We start from the raw sequence: 19,607 nt of genomic DNA on the forward strand, positions 1-19,607 counted from the left end.
CACGTCGTTTACCTCAGATTCTCAAGAGAATCAGTTGTCACCGTCCTCGCGACGCTTACGCGTCAGGAGAACAACACCCGTTCCCAGCGCCAGCAGCAGAACCAATCCACCTGCTGCGAGCAACCCGGTGTTCACGCCACTCTCACCAGCGCCACCACCCGAGTTGATCGTCCCGCCCTGAGGAGCAGACGGCTTCGGCTGACCCGGCTGACCCGGGTTTGCTGTCGGCGGCTTCGGCTGTCCCGGAACCGTGCTCGGAACCGGCTGACCCGGAACCGTCGGCGGTACGACGATCGGAGGCACAACGACGATCGGGGGAATGATGATCGTCGGTGTAACCGGCACCGTCGTGTTCGGAACCGTCGTGGTCGGCGGAACTGTCGTGACCGGCGGCGTTGTCGTCGGCGGCGTCGTTGTCGTCACGCCACACGGATCCACAATCTCTTCCGCGACAACTTCTTCTGTCGTGGTCTCCTCTGTGGTGGTCTCCTCCGCGGTGGTGGATTCCTCCGTACCGGTCACATCAGCGTCACCGGCAGTGATCGCGCTAGCCGTCGTCGTCGCAACCGTTGTCGTCGGAACCATCCGCGTGGTCGTCGTCGGAGGAACACAGGGCTCCGTCGTGACCGGCGGCGTCGTGGTGGTCGTCGGCGGCACCGTAGTGGTGGTCTCCGGCGGGTCTATCGGGTGTTCGGTGCAGAGAGCGTCGCCCGGGACACAGTCCACTGGCGGGTTCTCGCCACCAACCACCAGGTAGTTGTTCAGGACACCCAGAGTGAATCCGGGACCTGACAACGTTCCGATCTCAGGATTGACCTTGACGGTGTACGTCACGGTCGCGGTCTCGCCCTTGGCCAGCTTTCCGGTGACCGTGAAGACGTTGTCGACGACACCCGAAACAACCAGCGTGGAAGTGGTAGCCGGATCCTTCGTCATTACTGCATCGTCGAGAACATCGGTCAGATCGTCGTAGAAACTGATCTCACCATCCGCGGTGCCCACATTCTTGAACGTGAGCGTGTACGTGATCTCCTGGCCGCCAACCACACGGTTCGTGGTGGACGGAACAGAGGACTTCAGTACCTCGATCGCGGGTGTGCCATCCACCGGATGCTCGGTCGTCACCGGCGGAGGAGTGATCTCCGGACCGGTCGGCGGCTTCGCAGTACCGGTGACCTTGTTGTTGATCAACGTGCCACCGGCGACACCATCGTTGATCTTCACCTGGTAGGTCAGGACAACCGACTTACCGGCTTCCAATGCACCGGTCCAGGTGAGCGTGGTGCCCGACAGGGTCGGAGCAGCACCGTCGACACCGTCAACAGTCGCCTTCAGCGAACCGTCCACCAACGTCGCGTTGTCGAGAACCTTCGACAGATCATCGGTCAACACCACCGGATCAAGAGTCGTGTTACCCGTGTTGGAACCGGTCACCGTATACGTGATCGTCTGACCCGCAGCAACATTGGTACCCGACACCGGATCCGCAGCCTTCGCGACCGTGAACCCCGGAACCTTCACCGGGTGTTCGGTCGTCACCGGCGGAGGAGTGATCTCCGGACCCGTCGGCGGCTTCGCAGTACCGGTGACCTTGTTGTTGATCAGAACCCCGCCGGCAACACCGGCATTGATCTTCACCTGGTAGGTCAGAACAACCGACTTACCAGCTTCCAATCCACCGGTCCAGGTGAGCGTCGTACCCGACAGGGTCGGAGCAGCACCGTCGACACCGTCGACAGTTGCCTTGAGCGAACCGTCCACCAACGTCGCGTTGTCGAGAACCTTCGACAGATCATCGGTCAACACCACCGGATCAAGAGTCGTGTTACCCGTGTTCGCACCCGTCACCGTGTACGTGATCGTCTGACCCGCAGCAACATTGGTACCCGACACCGGATCAGCAGCCTTCGCAACCGTGAACCCCGGAACCTTCACCGGATGCGTCGTGCACAGCTGCGTCGCCGGATCACACACCTCCGGAGGATCAACCGGCGGAGTCGTCCCCGGAACAACGAAGTTGAGCACCGTGTTGTCGGCATTCGCCGCAACGCGATCGGCATCAGCCTTGACCGTGACGGTGTACGTCACCGTCTTGCTCTCACCGGCCGCAAGGGATCCCGTCACCGAGAAACCATCCGTGCCGACCATCGCAGCAGTCAACGGCGCATCAGCACTCAAGCTGCCCGCAACCAGATCAGCATCATCGAGCAGACCACGCAGATCATCGAAGTGCGCGACCTCACCCGCACCGTTACCGGTATTCGAGAACGAAAGCGTGTACTTGATGTCCTGACCGGCAACAACATTCGAACCCGACACCGGATCAGAAGACTTCACCACAGCAATCTTCGGAGACAGAACCGGATGCTCCGTCGTCACCGGCGGAGGAGTGATCTCCGGACCCGTCGGCGGCTTCGCAGTACCGGTGACCTTGTTGTTGATCAGAACCCCGCCGGCAACACCGGCATTGATCTTCACCTGATAGGTCAGAACAACCGACTTACCGGCCTCGAGAACGCCAGTCCACGAGAGCGTCGTACCCGACAGGGTCGGAGCAGCACCGTCGACACCGTCAACCGTTGCCTTGAGCGAACCGTCCACCAACACCGCGTTGTCGAGAACCTTCGACAGATCATCGGTCAACACCACCGGATCAAGAGTCGTGTTACCCGTGTTGGAACCGGTCACCGTATACGTGATCGTCTGACCCGCAGCAACATTGGTACCCGACACCGGATCCGCAGCCTTCGCGACCGTGAACCCCGGAACCTTCACCGGATGCTCGGTCGTCACCGGCGGAGGAGTGATCTCCGGACCCGTCGGCGGCTTCGCAGTACCGGTGACCTTGTTGTTGATCAGAACCCCGCCGGCAACACCGTCGTTGATCTTCACCTGATAGGTCAGAACAACCGACTTACCGGCCTCGAGAACGCCGGTCCACGAGAGCGTCGTACCCGACAGGGTCGGAGCAGCACCGTCGACACCGTCGACCGTTGCCTTGAGCGAACCGTCCACCAACGTCGCGTTGTCGAGAACCTTCGACAGATCATCGGTCAACACCACCGGATCAAGGGTCGTGTTACCCGTGTTGGAACCGGTCACGGTGTACGTGATCGTCTGACCAGCAGCAACATTGGTACCCGACACCGGATCGGCAGCCTTCGCGACCGTGAACCCCGGAACCTTCACCGGATGCGTCGTGCACAGCTGCGTCGCCGGATCACACACCTCCGGAGGATCAACCGGCGGAGTCGTCCCCGGAACAACGAAGTTGTTCACGAACACCCCACCGACCACATCGGCATTGACCTTCACCGAATACGTCACCGACTTCGTTTCGCCGGCCGCCAAGGTCCCCGTCACCGAGAAACCATCACTGCCGACCATCGTCGCAACCAACGGAGCATCAGCAGCCAAACCACTCAATGCACCCTTGTCCACAACCTGACGCAAATCATCGAAGTACGCCACCTCACCCGCACCGTTACCGGTGTTCGAGAACGAAAGCGTGTACTTGATGTCCTGACCGGCAACAACATTCGAACCCGACACCGGATCAGAAGACTTCACCACAGCAATCTTCGGAGACAGAACCGGATGCGTCGTGCACAGCTGCGTCACCGGATCACACACCTCCGGAGGATCAACCGGCGGAGTCGTCCCCGGAACAACGAAGTTGTTCACGAACACCCCACCGACCACATCGGCATTGACCTTCACCGAATACGTCACCGACTTCGTTTCGCCGGCCGCCAAGGTCCCCGTCACCGAGAAACCATCACTGCCGACCATCGTCGCAACCAACGGAGCATCAGCAGCCAAACCACTCAATGCACCCTTGTCCACAACCTGACGCAAATCATCGAAGTACGCCACCTCACCCGCACCGTTACCGGTGTTCGAGAACGAAAGCGTGTACTTGATGTCCTGACCGGCAACAACATTCGAACCCGACACCGGATCAGAAGACTTCACCACAGCAATCTTCGGAGACAGAACCGGATGCGTCGTGCACAGCTGCGTCACCGGATCACACACCTCCGGAGGATCAACCGGCGGAGTCGTCCCCGGAACAACGAAGTTGTTCACGAACACCCCACCGACCACATCGGCATTGACCTTCACCGAATACGTCACCGACTTCGTTTCGCCGGCCGCCAAGGTCCCCGTCACCGAGAAACCATCACTGCCGACCATCGTCGCAACCAACGGAGCATCAGCAGCCAAACCACTCAATGCACCCTTGTCCACAACCTGACGCAAATCATCGAAGTACGCCACCTCACCCGCACCGTTACCGGTGTTCGAGAACGAAAGCGTGTACTTGATGTCCTGACCGGCAACAACATTCGAACCCGACACCGGATCAGAAGACTTCACCACAGCAATCTTCGGAGACAGAACCGGATGCGTCGTGCACAGCTGCGTCACCGGATCACACACCTCCGGAGGATCAACCGGCGGAGTCGTCCCCGGAACAACGAAGTTGTTCACGAACACCCCACCGACCACATCGGCATTGACCTTCACCGAATACGTCACCGACTTCGTTTCGCCGGCCGCCAAGGTCCCCGTCACCGAGAAACCATCACTGCCGACCATCGTCGCAACCAACGGAGCATCAGCAGCCAAACCACTCAATGCACCCTTGTCCACAACCTGACGCAAATCATCGAAGTACGCCACCTCACCCGCACCGTTACCGGTGTTCGAGAACGAAAGCGTGTACTTGATGTCCTGACCGGCAACAACATTCGAACCCGACACCGGATCAGAAGACTTCACCACAGCAATCTTCGGAGACAGAACCGGATGCTCCGTCGTCACGGGCGGAGGAGTGATCTCCGGACCCGTCGGCGGCTTCGCAGTACCGGTGACCTTGTTGTTGATCAACGTGCCACCGGCAACACCGGCATTGATCTTCACCTGGTAGGTCAGGACAACCGACTTACCGGCTTCCAATCCACCGGTCCAGGTGAGCGTGGTGCCCGAGAGCGTCGGAGCAGCACCGTCGACACCGTCAACAGTCGCCTTCAGCGAACCGTCCACCAACGTCGCGTTGTCGAGAACCTTCGATAAATCATCAGTCAACACAACAGGATTGAGCGTCGTCTTACCGGTGTTCGTACCGGTCACCGTATACGTGATCGTCTGACCAGCATTGACGCCGGTACCCGACGCAGGATCCGCAGTCTTCGCGACAGTGAAACCGGGAACCGAGTGATTCGTCTCAACCGGCGGCGGAGTGATATCCGGACCGGTCGGCGGCTTCGCAGTACCCGTGACCTTGTTGTTCAAGACCGTACCCGCAGCGACACCGTCGTTGACCTTCACCTCGTAGGTCAGGACAACCGACTTGCCGGCTTCGAGAACGCCAGTCCACGAGAGCGTCGTACCCGACAAAGTCGGAACAGCCACGGAAGCTCCGTCAATGGTCGCCTTCAGCGAACCAGGAACGACAGCAGCATTATTGAGGACCGCACCCAGATCGTCATTGATCTGTACCGGATCAAGCTTCGTCTTGCCGGTGTTGGTGCCGGTGACGGTGTACTTGATCGACTCGCCGGCCTGAACCGTCGAACCGGAAACCGGATCAGCCGTCTTGGTCAGCGTGAAACCAGGCATGGGATGCGTCGTGCAGAGATTGGTTGCAGGATCACATGTTGTGGGGGGAGTTGTAGTCCCCGGAACCAGATAGTTGTTCAGAACTTTGTTGCCGCCGTCTTTGACAGTGACGGTGTATGTGACTGTCCCCTTGCCGCCGGCCGGCAAGGTGCCGCCGACCTTGATCTTGTCGGCGCCGTTCAATGCGGCGGTGAGTCCGCCGGTTGCAGCACCGACCGCAACTGTTCCGTCATCAATGACGTCGGCGAGGTAGTCCGTGTAGTCGATCGTTGCCGGCGCAGTGCCCGGATTCTCGAAATTCAGAGTGTAGGTGATTGATTGGCCGATATTGACCGTCTCACCGGTAGGTGGTGACGACGACTTCTTCACGAGAACCGGGGTGTTCTTGACCTTGCAATACACGTTGTCACCCGGTGTAAGTGCTGCCTGCGCAACGTCACCGACCCTGAGGGCCTGGGTCACGCCGTTTACCTGGCAATCCCACGATGTCGCATAGTTCGCGGTCTTGGTCGCCGAGGTAGTTGGCTTCTCCCAGAACGTGACAGGGGTGGGCGTGGTATCTGCGAGGAGCGTCCGCCAGCCAGTCGATGCCGTCGTATCAGTCGCACCGGTCGTGGTGCTCTTGATCTCGGTTGCTGCAGCGGCGCCTGCATCAGCGTGGTGTCCGGTGCTCATGCCGATAGTGAAATCGTCACCGGGGGTGACGCGCGTGAGGTCCTTGTCGATCTTGACCTTCGACAGCAAAACACCGAACGCCAGACCCTGACGAGAGGTGTCCAGAACAGTATTTCCGAACGTCGCCGCGAAGTTGGTCGGAGCGGTCGATGCCACAACCAAAGTGCCTGGCGAATACTCCTTGTTGTTGACCAGGTTCCACGAATCGCATCGGACGGTGGTGGCGGGCATAGCCGTCAGCCCACCGTCACAAGCCCGAATTCCGGGGTAGCCGGGCGCATCCGCACCAACCGTGCGTGCGATCTGGCGGAGAGGCTTGTCAGAATTGAAGGTCAGGAACTCTTTGTCGGTCGACGTGTTGGCGTCAGTCGACTCGGCGTCAGCAGCGACGAGGCCGTAGTTGTAAATCGGGCCGTTCGGCCCGGTCATCACGATGTTCTTCAGCGACACCGTTCCGCCGGATTGACCATTGTCAGCGGACTTCTGATAGATCGCAGGCTTGATCGTCGACGGCACACCCGTGTACGCAGACGAGCCAAGAGCTGCGTAGTGCAGGGTGGGAAGTTCCCTGGTTTCGATCCCCTGGTGTGTCTTTCCCGCTACCGAGTCGGTGAGGAAAGCCTTGAAGTTGATCTTGTAACCGTCGGTGAGCTGGATTTCCATCGACTGCCCTGCCGCAGAAGCAGCCGTTGCCGCATCGAGCGTCGACATATCGATCCAGCAGATGTTCTGCGAGAACGGACCGGTGCCGGGGGCGCTGAATGCGCAGCCTTTTGCAGGCTGTTCATCCGGAAGAACAGCGGCGCGAGCCGGCGCCTGAGCCTGAACGGGGCCGCCGAGCGTCGCGGCCGGCTGCGCTGACGCAACCACTGCCGTCGCGCCGGAGATACCGAGAATCATCGCGATGGCGGTCCATACCACCGTCCACGCTCGCACCCAGGGCGGGAGCCCTGCGGTGAATATGGCCGACCTTGTCGGCGGTATGTCGTTAGGCATTTCTTACTCCCCAGGATGTGCCTGATCGATGTTCGATGGACGGAGATGCGAGAGCGCTGGCGCGAACTCCCGGTTGATCGGTTGGTTCGGGTCGATGCGCCTGTTTTCGGCAGATCGACCTCACACCGGACGCTGTTGCCGGTCCTGTCATTCGAGCTCCTCTTCGGAAACACCTGTGTGTTGGAAGAGCCGCCCTGAACAGGACCTTGGCCCTCGAAATCCGCGCAAATCGAGAGCAACCTTCCAGTTATCAGGAACAAGATAACAGATAACCGGGAGCTTGCCCATCGAAAGTCGGACAAAGCAGACCGATCGACGTTTTTGTTCGTAGATCGGACAAGCTTCGAGGAGCAGTGTTGTCCGAGCGGACAATTCAGCCCTCGGAGTGCGGCACCGCGGCGAACGCGATGACATTCACCCTTTCCGCTGACCAGATCGGGTGACGACCAACCTCGAGGAAGATACGAAATCTGGACAAATGCCCAATATGGATAAGGCCTGTTGGATGCGCCACAGACCCTCGAACGACGGTCGGAAACCCCGTCCCGAATGGAGTCCGATCACCCGTGCGAGCACGTCGAAATTGATCGAATTGATCCAGACCACACTCAGCGACGGCTGCCGGTAACGAAGCATCCCGAGGCTCCGATAATTGGATTGCGAGGCACCAACTTCGCCCGAAACCGGGCGGCCGCCTTCGATTCAAACCCAACTTCAAGTCCGTTTTGTAGCTTTTCAGGCAGAGCAGTTCTGCTCATTTTCTGCCATAGCTATTTTCTGATCCTGCTCAGCTAGTCGAAAGTTCAGCGACCGTGGCTACCGCCCGGCAGAATTCTCGTAACTGACGAGCAACAACCGGACTAACCAGCCAAGCGTCACAAGAGTGCCAAAAAGGGCCCTTCCGCGTGCCTCGAGGCAAATGCATCGAGGGCGAAAGGGCCCGAACCGGGCACCACGGAGCCAAGGGCCCCGCCGCAAACTAGCTGCTGCCGAACCCCACACTGTTGGCGTAGCGATCGAAATCGCCCTGGGCTCCGCTGTAGACGTTGATATCAGTGTTTCCGGTGATTCCGGGGATGCGTCCGGTGCTGGTGTACTGCCAGAAAGTCCAGTTGGACCAACCGCCGGGTAGCGGCCCCGGTGCGTTCTGCCCGTTGTAATCGGCGATCCACAGCGGGTAGTGGTTGAACTCGGCGGTGTTGGCCATCTGAGTACGCCAGAAGTTGGGATACGTGTAAATGATGGGCTGCCGCCCGGTAAGTGCCTGGACTGTATTCAAGTAGCGATGAGTCCAGTCGATGACCTGCCCGGCGGGCAGTCCCTTCGCGTCCTCGAGATCCAGAACGGGCGGGAGGTCACCAGGTCCGTTGATACCCAGGACGATCGCCGAATAGAAGGCGGCCTGGGCTTCGGGGGACTGGCGAACGTCTGCGTAGTGGTAGGCCCCGCGCGAGACGCCGGCAGCACGCATGACCAGGCAATCCTGGATGAAGTACGGATTGACGTAGTTGAGCGACTCGGTGGCCTTGACCATCGCGAACTCGTGCCCTGACGCCTTGACCTGGAACCAGTCGATTCCGGTTCCGTCCACGTGCTGCCACGAAGAGACGTCCGGGCCGCGGGGAGCGTCGGCAGCGGCGAGGCCAGGTGCCGTGATCGCGATGGCAGCTGCCATCGCGATCGGGGTGAGCTTGCCCAATGTCCTGACGATCCGTCGCTCGACCATTTCCCGAGACTAAGGTCGACTAGTCCGTTTTGTCCCCTAATTCAGGGAATGTTCACTCAACCGAGCCAATCGAGAACAGCCGCAGCGGTCCACGACTGTTGCATACTGCCCAGCGGCTCACCGGTGAAAGGCTCGTAGTATTCGGCAAAACTGCCATCGCTGGCCTGCCGCAACCCCTCCGAACGCAAGACGTGCGATCTCTCGGCCCACCCCCGACGCGCGAACGCCCATGAGAACAACCACGTGATCACCGGCCACACCGGGCCACGCCAATACTCCCGAGGACGGAAATCGCCGGAAACCGGAGACGTCGACGGTGGGACAGCAAACCGCATGTCCGGGTGACCACAGAATTTGGGCCCCTCGAAAGTGCGCAACAGAGCGCGCTCGGCATCGCGGCTCAGGCCGCCGCACAGCAACGGCGCAAACATCGCGATGGTCTCGGTATGAACCCATCGCCCGGTGCGAAGATCGAAATCCTTTGCTGCACCTGATCGTTCATCGGTGGTGGCAATCACGCCCTGCCGGAATCGATCTGCCCAACCGCGCAGATCACGGACGTCGGAGTTCGGCCGCGAATGCTCCTCACCGATAGTTGCCAAGACGTCGCATGCCATCGAGAAAACCGCACTGACAAACACGTCCTCGACGGCAAAACTCATGGCAGTGGCGAGTTGAGAATCCTCGTACCGCACGGCCTTCATCTCTTCGAGAAGCCAAAGGTAGCGGTCGTATTCGTTATCCGTGGGCCGCTGAGACAGGTCCGTCACCACAGCGAGATCAGCACGCTGATACGCAGGAACTTGTCCCGCAACAACATTCGCGTACGCCAGATCCCACCGCGGAGAGTTGTCCATCCCAGATTCCCACCCGTGATAGAGCGCGATACGGCCGTTGCCGTCGAGATCGCGGGCCTCCGCCAACCACCGGTGCCACCGAACCAGATCGCTCCAGCGCCGGTCGAGGAACTCTTCCGCGACCGCACGCGTCGTACGTCCGTGCCGACGCGAATGATCGAGAATCCGCTGCACCGCGATCGCGTGAACGGGGGGTTGGGTGATTCCCGATGTAGCGGTACCCAAAGGAGCATGCGCTGCCAACGCATTGACATCCCACCGCGTCGGGCCGGGGAAGTAGCCGTCGACACCGTTCGCGAACACGATGTGCGGAATCATTCCGTTCTTCCACTGAGCCGAGAGCAAGGTATCGAGCTCTACTACCGCCCGTTCGACGCTGAGCGGCGCCAGACCTACCGCCACGAACGCGGCGTCCCAGCTCCACATGTGGGGATACAGCTTCGGGGCAGCGCTGGTCATCGTGCCCAGGTCGTTTCCGCGCAGCAAGTAGGCAGCTCGGGCGGCGAGCTGAGTCGGGGTAAATCCGCGGTCGGCCATAGATGTCTATTTTGCGACGCGTCGAGCCTTTGCGCTCACCGAGCACGAATCCGGCGCCGCGGCCGCAATAATGAAGGAAGTCCGTCAGGTGATCTCGGAGTGGAGGCCTAGTGCGCGAGAAGATCAAAGCACTGCTGTTCGACGTCCAGGGCACAGCGACCGATTTTCACAGCACACTGTGCCGAGAGGCCCGTCGAATCACCGACGCCGACGTGGACTGGCCAAGATTCGTCAATCTCTGGCGCGCTGAGTACTTCGCGAACACCTCCGAGGCCGACGACTCCACAGGCGAATGGGTGACAGTACATTCGGTGTACCGCGAGGCTCTGCGCAAGCTGTTGGCCCGCGAGAGCATCGAACTTTCCGATGCCGAACAGGAAGAACTCACCACCGCCTGGAAATTCCTGGACCCGTGGCCCGACACTGTCGCCGGCCTGACAACCCTGCGCCAGCAGTACACAATCGCTGCCTTGTCCAACGCCGACGTGAATGCCGCAGTCAGCATCTCCCGGCACGGAAATCTGCCATGGCATGCCGTCTTCACTGCCGAAATGGCCGGCGTCTTCAAACCAGATCCGAAGATCTACCACCTGGCTGCTCGATATCTCGGGTACGACCCGGCCGAGATCATGATGGTTGCCAGTCACAAATATGACATCCGGGCGGCCAAAGCTCTCGGATTCCGCACAGCCTTCATAGCTCGACCACTCGAATTCGGAGCCAGGGGCAATCCCGATGTGTCCTTCTCCGACGAGTTCGACATCAACGCCGAGGACTTTCTCGATCTGGCAGCGCAATTGGTCCACTGATCCCGTGCCTGCGCGTCGTTGCTGGTATTCCTACGTGAAGGAATATCGAAACGGACAGGCGGTTTGGAATTCATGGGCACCAAGGAAGACAGCGCTACCCGCGAACGCAAGGCCCTGCGGTACTCGCTCGTGGTCGCAACGGCGTTGGCTGTGCTCGCCGCATTCTGGGGCTGGATCTCGCAGTCCCAGGTGATCCTGCTCGACGGTGTGTACGCCCTCATCGGAATGGCGTTGACGGCGATCTCACTGCGGGTCTCGCGGATAGCCGACTCGGGCCCCACCGCACGCTTCCCGTTCGGAAAGGAGGCATTGATCCCGGTCGTCATCGCTGTCCAGGGCATGGCACTACTGGCGACGCTCGCCTACGCCGCAGTCGAGGCAGTTCGTGTCATCCTCGCGGGCGGAGTCGACGTCACCGCGGGGTCTCTGGTGGCATACGGCGCTGTCAGCGCAGTGGTGTCGATCATCATCTGGCGCTACGTCGGACAAGTCGACCGCACATCTGATCTGCTCGTCGCCGAAGCCAGGCAATGGGGAGCGTCGGCTGCCTTCAGCGCGCTGGTCGCAGTCGGTGCTGTCGTCGCAATGATCCTGGGCCGCACCGATTTCTCCGACGCCGACCGATATGTCGACTCCGTCTTGGTCCTCCTCGGCTGCGCGATGCTGGTCCCGCAACCGTACGCACTTCTGCGAACCGCACTGATCGAACTCCTCGAAGGTGCTCCCGGCGAAAACGTTCAGGCCCGCGTGCACGATGCCATCGCCGTCGTCCGCGACGAATTCGGTTTGGACGAACCGACTCTCACCATGAGCAAGGTGGGTCGCAAGCTGTATGTCGAAGCGACGTTCATGGTCGCGCCACACAGCTGGGACATCGACGGTGAAGACGCAGTACGACGCTCGTTCGCCACCAGCCTCGCCGATCTCCCCTACGAACCGTGGCTGAACATCGAACTGACTACAGATCCGGCGCTGATGCTCTAGCGACGGAATCTGCTCTCGAACAACAGAATCACGACGGCCGGGCCCACCTCACCTTCTCGAAAAAGCCCTTGACTCGAAAGTATGTTCGAGTATGATGGGAGGTGGAACGGGGGGTTCTCATGACGATCAACATCACCGAAGATGCCGTCACCGACGTGGTCAACAACTCCGCCGTGGGTGTGCGCGGACGATTGTGGCGGCTTCACCCCAGCGACGTCCGCGAGATCGCCATCACCGCGTCAGCGGAAATCCTTCGCCTGGAAGCCATTCGAGTGGCCGCTGTCGACACCCTGACGTTGAACCCGGACGAACAAGTACTCTGCTACCGCGGCACCGGACAATGGCTCGCGAACCACACCATGCTGCAGATCTCCACCGGCAGAAGAATCGCAGCCCTGGGCAAAGCGCTACGGTCGTTTCCCGAGATCGAAGACCAATTCGATGCCGGTGACCTCACTTTCGAGCACGCAGCACTGATCGTGGCGTTCTGCGAATCCCCACCCAAGGCAATGCCCGACGCCGCACTACCGTACTGCCGCGACACACTCCTCGCCGCAGCATCCGGAACCGAAGCAACCACCGTCAAACTGCGCTACGCCATCAGCGTCCTCGAGCACATGTTCGAATCCGACGACCCACCACCAAGCGAAGACACCGACCGCAACGAACTGCGCATCTCCCCCACCCTCAACGGAAGAGTCGCCGTCCGAGGCGATTTCGACGGAGTGACCGGCGAAATGCTTCTCTCCGCCCTCTCCAACCTCTCCATGCCCACCCCCGCCGAAGACGGCACACCCGACAAACGACCCGCCGCCACACGCAACGCAGACGCCATGGCAGAACTCATCCGACGCTACCTCGACAACGCTGCCACCGGCATCGACGGCGGCCAACGCCCACACCTGAACGTGCACATCAACGCCAAAGACCTGGCCTACCACCGTGAATGCGCCACAACGAGTGATGGCTCAACACCTGCCCCGTCCGAGGACGACGATCCCGGCATGCTCGATCTCGACTTTCACGATCTCGACAAACAAGATCTCGATGTCGGCCACATGCCCTGGATGGGACCACTGAGCGTCGGCCGCACCCGCATGATCGCCTGTGACTGCATGCTGTCCAGCGTCCTCCTCGACGGAAACGGTGCCCCACTCGATGTCACCCCACTCAAAAGGCTTGTCACCGCAGCACAACGCACCGCCCTGATCGCCCGCGACAAAGGGTGCGCCTTCCCCGGCTGCGACTGCGTCCCCGCCTGGACCGACGCCCACCACATCAAACACTGGGCCAAAGGAGGACCAACCGTCATGGACAACCTGGTCCTGCTCTGCCGAACCCACCACACCCTGATGCACCGAAAACCCGGATTCACCGGCAAATGGGAAATCCGAATGGGCACCGATCACCTGCCCTGGTTCATCCCACCACCGGGCATCGACCCCGACCGGAAACCCCGCCGCTCCACCACACGACTCTGAACCCGGAGGTCACCGAGCAAACGCCTCGGTGACCCATTCCGGCGTGCTTCGATAGCCGGAAAGGGCGGCGCGGCGACATCCATCCAACTCCACGCTCACAGGAGTACCACCCGAACCGTCAACCCGTAGGAGGGTTGATGATGCTGTCGCTGTCGCGATCTGATCACAAGGCTGAGCTATAGGAGCATCGGCTATGGCGGCAACCACGTCTCGACTCTCCGCTTCGGACAGGCGAATAACGTCCACGTCTGTCTGAGATTCATGCCGGCACACGGATAGTCCTGCAGCATCAGCGACAGGCGTAGCCAGCTCATTGTCTAGCGGGTCATAGCCTTCGCCTCTCTCGAACTGCTCGCGCGCCTTGTCAACTTCTCTGGCATCTGTCCGGTCGAATTGAACGGCAGACGAGCGATCGCAATTCGCCATCGTCGGAGAAAGACTCAACGAAGTTCGGACACGTTCGACTTCATGCAGAGATCGAAGCGAATCGAGAGGCCCGACTTGAAAGCCGCACGGACTCGACGGCCAGGCCGGAAACATCACTTGTCCGGCGCTGTTGGCCATCCACAGTTTGACGGGAACCAGTTCGCTTGTGACACAACTCGCAACGACATTGTCGGGAAAGCGTTTGGAGTCGACACGATATGCATCCTTGACGGCGGCTACGTCACCTTCGAGTCGAACCATGTCGACGGTTAGCGCTCCGGAGGCATCTTCGCCGACTTCGCAACGAAATACTGCCACTGGATCGAAATCAGATGGAAGATACCCTGTTTCGTGTTTCGGACGCGAATACAGATCGACACCGAACAGGCCCCATGCGACTTCAATTCCGAGACAGTCGGCAGTCTCGAACACCCGAGCCTCAGGAGGTGTGAAGTACACCGAATCTCGCCAGAACGGAGCCGAACAAGCGGTGACCAGGCAAAGCGACGCCACCAACGGCACCGACAGCAGCGCGCGTGCCGAGACCGTCAATTGCCCGCCCACTCCAGAAGGTTGTCGGCGGTCCAGGTATTGATCACCCGATCGGCTTCGACACCGCACGTTTCGGCCCGGTCACAGCCGTAGCCCTGCCAAGCCAGCTGACCGGGGGCATGGGCGTCAGTGTCGATGGAGAAAAGACAATCGAGATCGCGGGCCAACTCGATCAAACGCGAAGGCGGGTCACGACGCTCCGGTCGGGAATTGATCTCAACGGCTGTGCCTGATTCGCGGCAGGCCTCGAACACTTTCTCCGCGTCGAACTGCGACTCGGGCCGGGTTCCGCGAGCACCCTCGACAAGACGCCCGGTGCAGTGCCCGAGAATATCGACACGCGGATTTCGCACTGCAGCAAGCATTCTGCGGGTCATCGCCTCGCGTTCGGACCGCAGCTTGGAGTGGACGCTCGCCACCACGATGTCGAGTTCGTCGAGCAGATCGGGATCCTGGTCGAGTGAACCGTCCTCGAGGATGTCCACCTCGATTCCCGTGAGAATGCGGAAGGGAGCCAGTTCGGCATTCAACCCGGCTATCACGTCGAGTTGAGACCGTAGGCGCTCCGCGGACAGCCCGTTTGCAACTGTGAGGCGAGGCGAATGGTCGGTGAGGGCGCAGTAGTCATGGCCGAGTGCTGCTGCGCGTCGCATCATCTCTTCGATGGGGCTTCCACCATCGGACCAGTCGGAGTGGGTGTGGAGGTCGCCGCGGAGGGCTTGTCGCAATGGGCTGTCGCCGATGGGCTCAGCCTGCCCCCGCAGTTCCTCGAGATACTCGGGGATGCCGTCGTACGACTGAGCGATAATCGTGGCAGTCTTCGGCCCGATGCCGGTAAGGGCCTTCCAACTGTCGGCTTTCCGGCGAGACTCCTTCTGCTCGTCGGACAATCCTGAAAAGACCTCCGCAGCTCGGCGATAGGCCTTGACGCGGTGCGTTTCAGCGCGTGATCGTTCGAGCCAGTAGGCGATCTCCCGAAGCGCTTCATCCGGTTCCATGAGACCACTGTTCCGTCAGCAGCGGCTCGCGGCAACCCTTGATCCCCTTACGCTGTGAATATGGACGACCCGAGAGCACGATTTGAAGCCGCGCGGGTGGCTCACCTGGCAACGGCAGATGCGGCCGGCGTTCCGCACATCGTGCCGCTGGTATTCGTCTTGGTCGGCGGCACCGTCTATTCCTGTGTCGACCACAAACCGAAAACCACGACCGCTCTTCGCAGGCTCCGGAACATCACCGAGACGGGGCGCGCAAGCCTGCTGGTCGATCATTACGACGACGACTGGTCCGCGCTCTGGTGGGTCCGCGTCGACGGACATGCGGAGGTTCTCGACCCCGGCACCAAGGAGTCCGAGAGCGCGATCGATGCTTTGGCCGCAAAGTATCCGCAGTACGTAGATCACCGACCGCACGGACAGGTCATAGCTGTCCGCGATGTGGAGTGGTCGTCGTGGTCCGCAGCAGCCTAAGGTTCTGTCCTAGTGTTCAAGGAGCGAAAGTGATTGCAACACTCTCAATTCGGACAAATTGGTGGGGGATCGATGAAACGACGGCAGTTACTTCAGCGCGCAGCCACAGGTCTGGCGCTGGTAGCGGGACCTCAGGTGATCGACATGGGTAGCAGTTCCGGAAGCAGTCAAGACGCAACAAGTCCGTTGAACGAACAGTTGTCGGTTGTTTCGCTCTCACACGTGAACGACCCGGCGACGACGCCGGTTTTTCCAGGCGACCCCGAGTTCACTCTCGACACAGCGGCCACCATCGCAAACGACGGCTACTACCTCCAGTACGTCAAGGAAGGTGAGCACACGGGCACGCATTGGGGCGCACCCGCACACTTCCAGGAAGGCGGCCTCACAGCCGACCAACTCGATCCGGCGGACCTCTTCCTCCCCGCAGTGAAGATCGACATCCGGGACAAGGCTGCCGCCGATTCGGACTATGCGCTCACGGTCGCGGACCTGCAGGAATGGGAAACGCGCAACGGAAAGATCCCCGATGGAGCGGCCGTAGTTCTCTGGACCGGATGGGAATCGCGCTGGGGTAGCGAAGAATATGCCAACTCCGATGCCGAGGGTGTCGCCCACCAACCCGGCTTCTCGGTGGTCGCGGCGCGGTGGCTGATAGACACCGGCCGTTTGGGCACCCGCGGAGCATTGGGAACCGACACGTTCGGTCCCGACCTCGGAAACGACGAAACCTACCCCGTCTCGACAATCCTGTACGACAAGCATCGAATCAGCCTGGAGAACTTGAACAATCTTGCCGCCCTGCCAACCACCGGGGCTAGCATCCTTGTCGGTGGTGCGATCAACAAGGCCGGATCGGGTTCACCGGCAACGATTTTCGCACTACTACGGCGATAACCATTTGCGACGGTCGCCGTAGACAACGACCGCGCCCTTCCCACTTCTCTTCGCCTCGTACATCGCCGCATCGGCCTGGCGAAGAAGAGTGTGCGCGCTGAGCGGTTCGTCCCCAAACTCGAACTGCGCGGACTCGAAATGCGCGACACCAACGCTCGCACCCACCGACACCGATGTGTCTGCAGTCTGATCGGACCTGAGCGCGTCGACGATCCGGCGAGCCACGACGACGGCGTCGTCGATCGTGCCCTGCAGGAGCACTGTGAACTCGTCGCCACCGAATCGGGCGACAAACGCACCCTCGGGAACCGCTTCGCGCAGACGTGCTGTGAGAGCAACCAGTAACCGGTCGCCGGCCGGGTGCCCGTATCGATCGTTGATCTGTTTGAAGTCGTCCAGATCGACAAGCATCAGCACCCAATCGGAGTTCGTCTGGCGATAGTTTTCGATGGCGCTCGCAAAGTGTTCGTCGAACGCGGCCCGGTTTGCAAGCTCGGTGAGTGGGTCGTGATGTGCTCGGTACCTCAGCTCGTCCTGGGCAGCGGAGATCTGTTGAAGGAGCGCGTCGTTCTCGAGGAGCGTGAGTATTTGGCGCACCAGCGCGAGAACCAACACGCCGACGCCGAGTATCACGACCACGGCATCGAGGTTGCCGACGATCAGCGCCTGAACAGTCACGATCGTCGCGATCACCGCGATCAACAGATACGGCAGCAGCAACTGAGTCCGATCGCTTCGCCACTGCTGCGGCGCGTTGCGGTTCCGAGGCTCGGTTCGCTTCGTCAGCGCCGCCAAGGCGATCAACGGCGGCCCCGCGATGAACCCGGCATCGGCGATGGTCGGCATACTCTCGGCGCCGATCGCCACCAAGTACGCGTACAGGCTGTCCGAAAGGGAGAGCATCACCAACCCGCACCCGAGGAACGTCAGCGGTTCACGGATCTCTGCTACGGCCTTCGGTCCGATGACCATCAGCAAGACCATGGCGATCAGAACGAAGTCGGTGATCGGATACATCACCGCGACAAGAAACCCGAGAGATCCCGTCGGACCGGTATGAACGACGGCGCCCAGGGCCGTTGTCCACGTGAGGATGAACAATCCACCGACAACGACAAGACCGTCGAGCGTCAGCACGAGCCAGAGATGGATCGGACCGATCGCCTCACGCCGGGGCGACTGACGCACCAACGACAGAAGCGCCGGCACGGCGAACACCGGGAACATGAAGAAACCGATATCCGCGATCGACGGCGACGGAAGTGGAACGTGGAGAACCGAGCGGTAGAACGCCCAGAAGAACATCCCGAGAGTCCAGCCGGCCATACCCAGAGCCATCAGAGTTCGCCAACGACGCTCGACGCCGTGATAGCGCCGCGATGTCCACCAACAGACCGCAGTTGCGGTGGCTCCGCCGACGAGCTGGGCGATATCGTCCACCAGAACCGAAGTTCGTGGGCTGAGCAGCCCGGATCCGGCGAGAGCGATGACCGCGACAACGACGCCGAGAACCAGCCACGTGCGTCGCGCTCGGAACTGCGTCATCGAAGAACCCATCGGTGTTCAAGGCGTCACCACCGATCGTCTTGCAGCTGGCATCGTTGCGGCCGGAATGTTGTGGTGACGAATGCCCGTACGAACCTACCCGATTTGGTAGCGGATTGTTAACTGGACGAACGATCAGGAAGGCTCGTACGCCCCGCGGCGCTGTATTCCGCTCGGGTCCTACGCCGCTGCGAGGTCCATTTCGCGATCACCCCTTGCGACGGGCTGAACAGGTACACCAGAGCGAACACGATGCCCTGCGTCATGACGACCATGCCACCGGAAGCCGTGTCGAGGTAGTAGCTGACGTAGATACCGGCAATCGCGCAGACTGCGGAAACGACGGGAGCTATCACCAGCATCCGCGAAAACTTGTCGGTGAGGAGGTAGGCCGTCGCGCCGGGGATGATCAGCATCGCCACCACCAGCACGACGCCGACGGCTTGCAACGCCACAACGGACGTGAGTGCGAGGACGCCGAGTAGCAGCGCACCCAGGCGCTTGGGCGAAAGACCTATCGCGTTCGCATGGATCGGGTCGAAGGCGAACAACGTCAGATCACGACGCTTGATCAACAGAATGCTCAACGCCAACGCGCCGAGTATCGCGACCTGCAGAAGATCTGACGAGCTCACCCCCAGCAGGTTGCCGAAAATGATGTGGTTGAGATCGGTCTGGCTGGGGGTCACCGAGATGAGAACCAAACCGAACGCAAAGAGAGTCGTGAAGACGATACCGATCGCGGCGTCTTCCTTGACGCGACTGGTGTTACGGATCAGTCCGATCAGCGCTACGGCGATCAACCCGAAGATCAAGGCCCCGATAGCAAATGGTGCGCCGACGACGTAAGCGAGGACAACACCCGGCAGCACGGCGTGCGAGACGGCGTCGCCCATCAACGACCACCCGATGAGCACCAACCAACAACTGAGCACCGCGCAGACAACCGCTGCCACAACCGCAACGGCCAACGCGCGCACCATGAATCCGTACTGGAGAGGATCAAGTAGGAGTTCTACGAGGTTCAT

The 19,607-nt window shown here is 60.7% G+C and carries 11 protein-coding genes; 5 read left to right on the forward strand and 6 right to left on the reverse strand.

The genetic code is table 11. The annotated features are described in order from the left end of the window. Positions 1-30 precede the first annotated feature (30 nt). The 3 genes from BH682_RS29240 to ggh form a co-directional block, all read right to left on the reverse strand. The gene (locus BH682_RS29240) at positions 31-7,296 is read right to left on the reverse strand and encodes a DUF7927 domain-containing protein (RefSeq protein WP_157127660.1); all 7,266 of its coding nucleotides are present in this window, start codon (positions 7,294-7,296) and stop codon (positions 31-33) included. 979 nt (positions 7,297-8,275) lie between these two features. After that, positions 8,276-8,971: a glycoside hydrolase family 25 protein gene (locus tag BH682_RS29250; RefSeq protein ID WP_411561098.1), complete on the reverse strand. Its 696-nt coding sequence runs from the start codon at positions 8,969-8,971 to the stop codon at positions 8,276-8,278. 107 nt (positions 8,972-9,078) lie between these two features. After that, positions 9,079-10,416, reverse strand: coding sequence for a glucosylglycerate hydrolase (gene ggh, locus BH682_RS29255; protein ID WP_042449890.1), 1,338 nt, complete (start codon positions 10,414-10,416; stop codon positions 9,079-9,081). 110 nt (positions 10,417-10,526) lie between these two features. On the opposite strand from ggh, the gene BH682_RS29260 reads away from it, so the two are divergent. The 3 genes from BH682_RS29260 (at position 10,527) to BH682_RS29270 (ending at position 13,690) form a co-directional block, all read left to right on the forward strand. Beyond that, positions 10,527-11,225, forward strand: coding sequence for a haloacid dehalogenase type II (locus BH682_RS29260; RefSeq protein WP_007735269.1), 699 nt, complete (start codon positions 10,527-10,529; stop codon positions 11,223-11,225). A gap of 72 nt (positions 11,226-11,297) precedes the next feature. Continuing rightward, entirely contained in the window at positions 11,298-12,209 is a 912-nt protein-coding gene (locus tag BH682_RS29265; protein ID WP_075835033.1) for a cation transporter, read from the forward strand. A gap of 119 nt (positions 12,210-12,328) precedes the next feature. Then, entirely contained in the window at positions 12,329-13,690 is a 1,362-nt protein-coding gene (locus BH682_RS29270; RefSeq protein WP_075835035.1) for an HNH endonuclease signature motif containing protein, read from the forward strand. Positions 13,691-14,664: 974 nt separating this feature from the next. On the opposite strand, the gene BH682_RS29280 is transcribed toward BH682_RS29270, so the two are convergent. Further along, positions 14,665-15,666 (reverse strand): PHP domain-containing protein, encoded by a 1,002-nt coding sequence (locus BH682_RS29280; protein ID WP_075835037.1) that lies wholly within the window; start codon positions 15,664-15,666, stop codon positions 14,665-14,667. A 60-nt stretch (positions 15,667-15,726) separates the two neighbouring features. On the opposite strand from BH682_RS29280, the gene BH682_RS29285 reads away from it, so the two are divergent. Continuing rightward, positions 15,727-16,137 carry a TIGR03668 family PPOX class F420-dependent oxidoreductase gene (locus BH682_RS29285; RefSeq protein ID WP_030537452.1) on the forward strand — a complete coding sequence of 137 codons (411 nt, stop codon included), beginning with the start codon at positions 15,727-15,729 and terminating at the stop codon, positions 16,135-16,137. Positions 16,138-16,281: 144 nt separating this feature from the next. Beyond that, on the forward strand, positions 16,282-17,034 hold the full coding sequence (locus tag BH682_RS29290; protein WP_190287585.1) for a cyclase family protein: 753 nt from the start codon (positions 16,282-16,284) through the stop codon (positions 17,032-17,034). Here the strand turns inward: BH682_RS29290 and BH682_RS29295 are convergent. Together BH682_RS29295 and BH682_RS29300 are read right to left on the reverse strand one after the other, a co-directional pair. Next, positions 17,023-18,579: a GGDEF domain-containing protein gene (locus BH682_RS29295; protein ID WP_007729043.1), complete on the reverse strand. Its 1,557-nt coding sequence runs from the start codon at positions 18,577-18,579 to the stop codon at positions 17,023-17,025. The two genes, BH682_RS29290 and BH682_RS29295, sit on opposite strands and share 12 nt — an antisense overlap. Before the next feature lie 119 nt (positions 18,580-18,698). Further along, the gene (locus BH682_RS29300; RefSeq protein WP_050655897.1) at positions 18,699-19,607 is read right to left on the reverse strand and encodes a metal ABC transporter permease; all 909 of its coding nucleotides are present in this window, start codon (positions 19,605-19,607) and stop codon (positions 18,699-18,701) included.

The sequence above is a fragment of the Rhodococcus sp. YL-1 genome, from assembly GCF_001942025.1.
Lineage (GTDB): Bacteria > Actinomycetota > Actinomycetes > Mycobacteriales > Mycobacteriaceae > Rhodococcus_F > Rhodococcus_F qingshengii.

What these genes read in the sequence shown, in the direction of transcription:
- BH682_RS29265 (WP_075835033.1), top strand. Translation starts at nt 11,298, where the DNA reads ATGGGCACCAAGGAAGACAGCGCTACCCGCGAACGCAAGGCCCTGCGG.
- BH682_RS29285 (WP_030537452.1), top strand. Translation starts at nt 15,727, where the DNA reads ATGGACGACCCGAGAGCACGATTTGAAGCCGCGCGGGTGGCTCACCTG.
- BH682_RS29240 (WP_157127660.1), bottom strand. Translation starts at nt 7,296, where the DNA reads ATGCCTAACGACATACCGCCGACAAGGTCGGCCATATTCACCGCAGGG.
- BH682_RS29250 (WP_411561098.1), bottom strand. Translation starts at nt 8,971, where the DNA reads ATGGCAGCTGCCATCGCGATCACGGCACCTGGCCTCGCCGCTGCCGAC.
- ggh (WP_042449890.1), bottom strand. Translation starts at nt 10,416, where the DNA reads ATGGCCGACCGCGGATTTACCCCGACTCAGCTCGCCGCCCGAGCTGCC.
- BH682_RS29300 (WP_050655897.1), bottom strand. Translation starts at nt 19,607, where the DNA reads ATGAACCTCGTAGAACTCCTACTTGATCCTCTCCAGTACGGATTCATG.
- BH682_RS29295 (WP_007729043.1), bottom strand. Translation starts at nt 18,579, where the DNA reads ATGACGCAGTTCCGAGCGCGACGCACGTGGCTGGTTCTCGGCGTCGTT.
- BH682_RS29280 (WP_075835037.1), bottom strand. Translation starts at nt 15,666, where the DNA reads ATGGAACCGGATGAAGCGCTTCGGGAGATCGCCTACTGGCTCGAACGA.
- BH682_RS29270 (WP_075835035.1), top strand. Translation starts at nt 12,329, where the DNA reads ATGACGATCAACATCACCGAAGATGCCGTCACCGACGTGGTCAACAAC.
- BH682_RS29290 (WP_190287585.1), top strand. Translation starts at nt 16,282, where the DNA reads ATGGGTAGCAGTTCCGGAAGCAGTCAAGACGCAACAAGTCCGTTGAAC.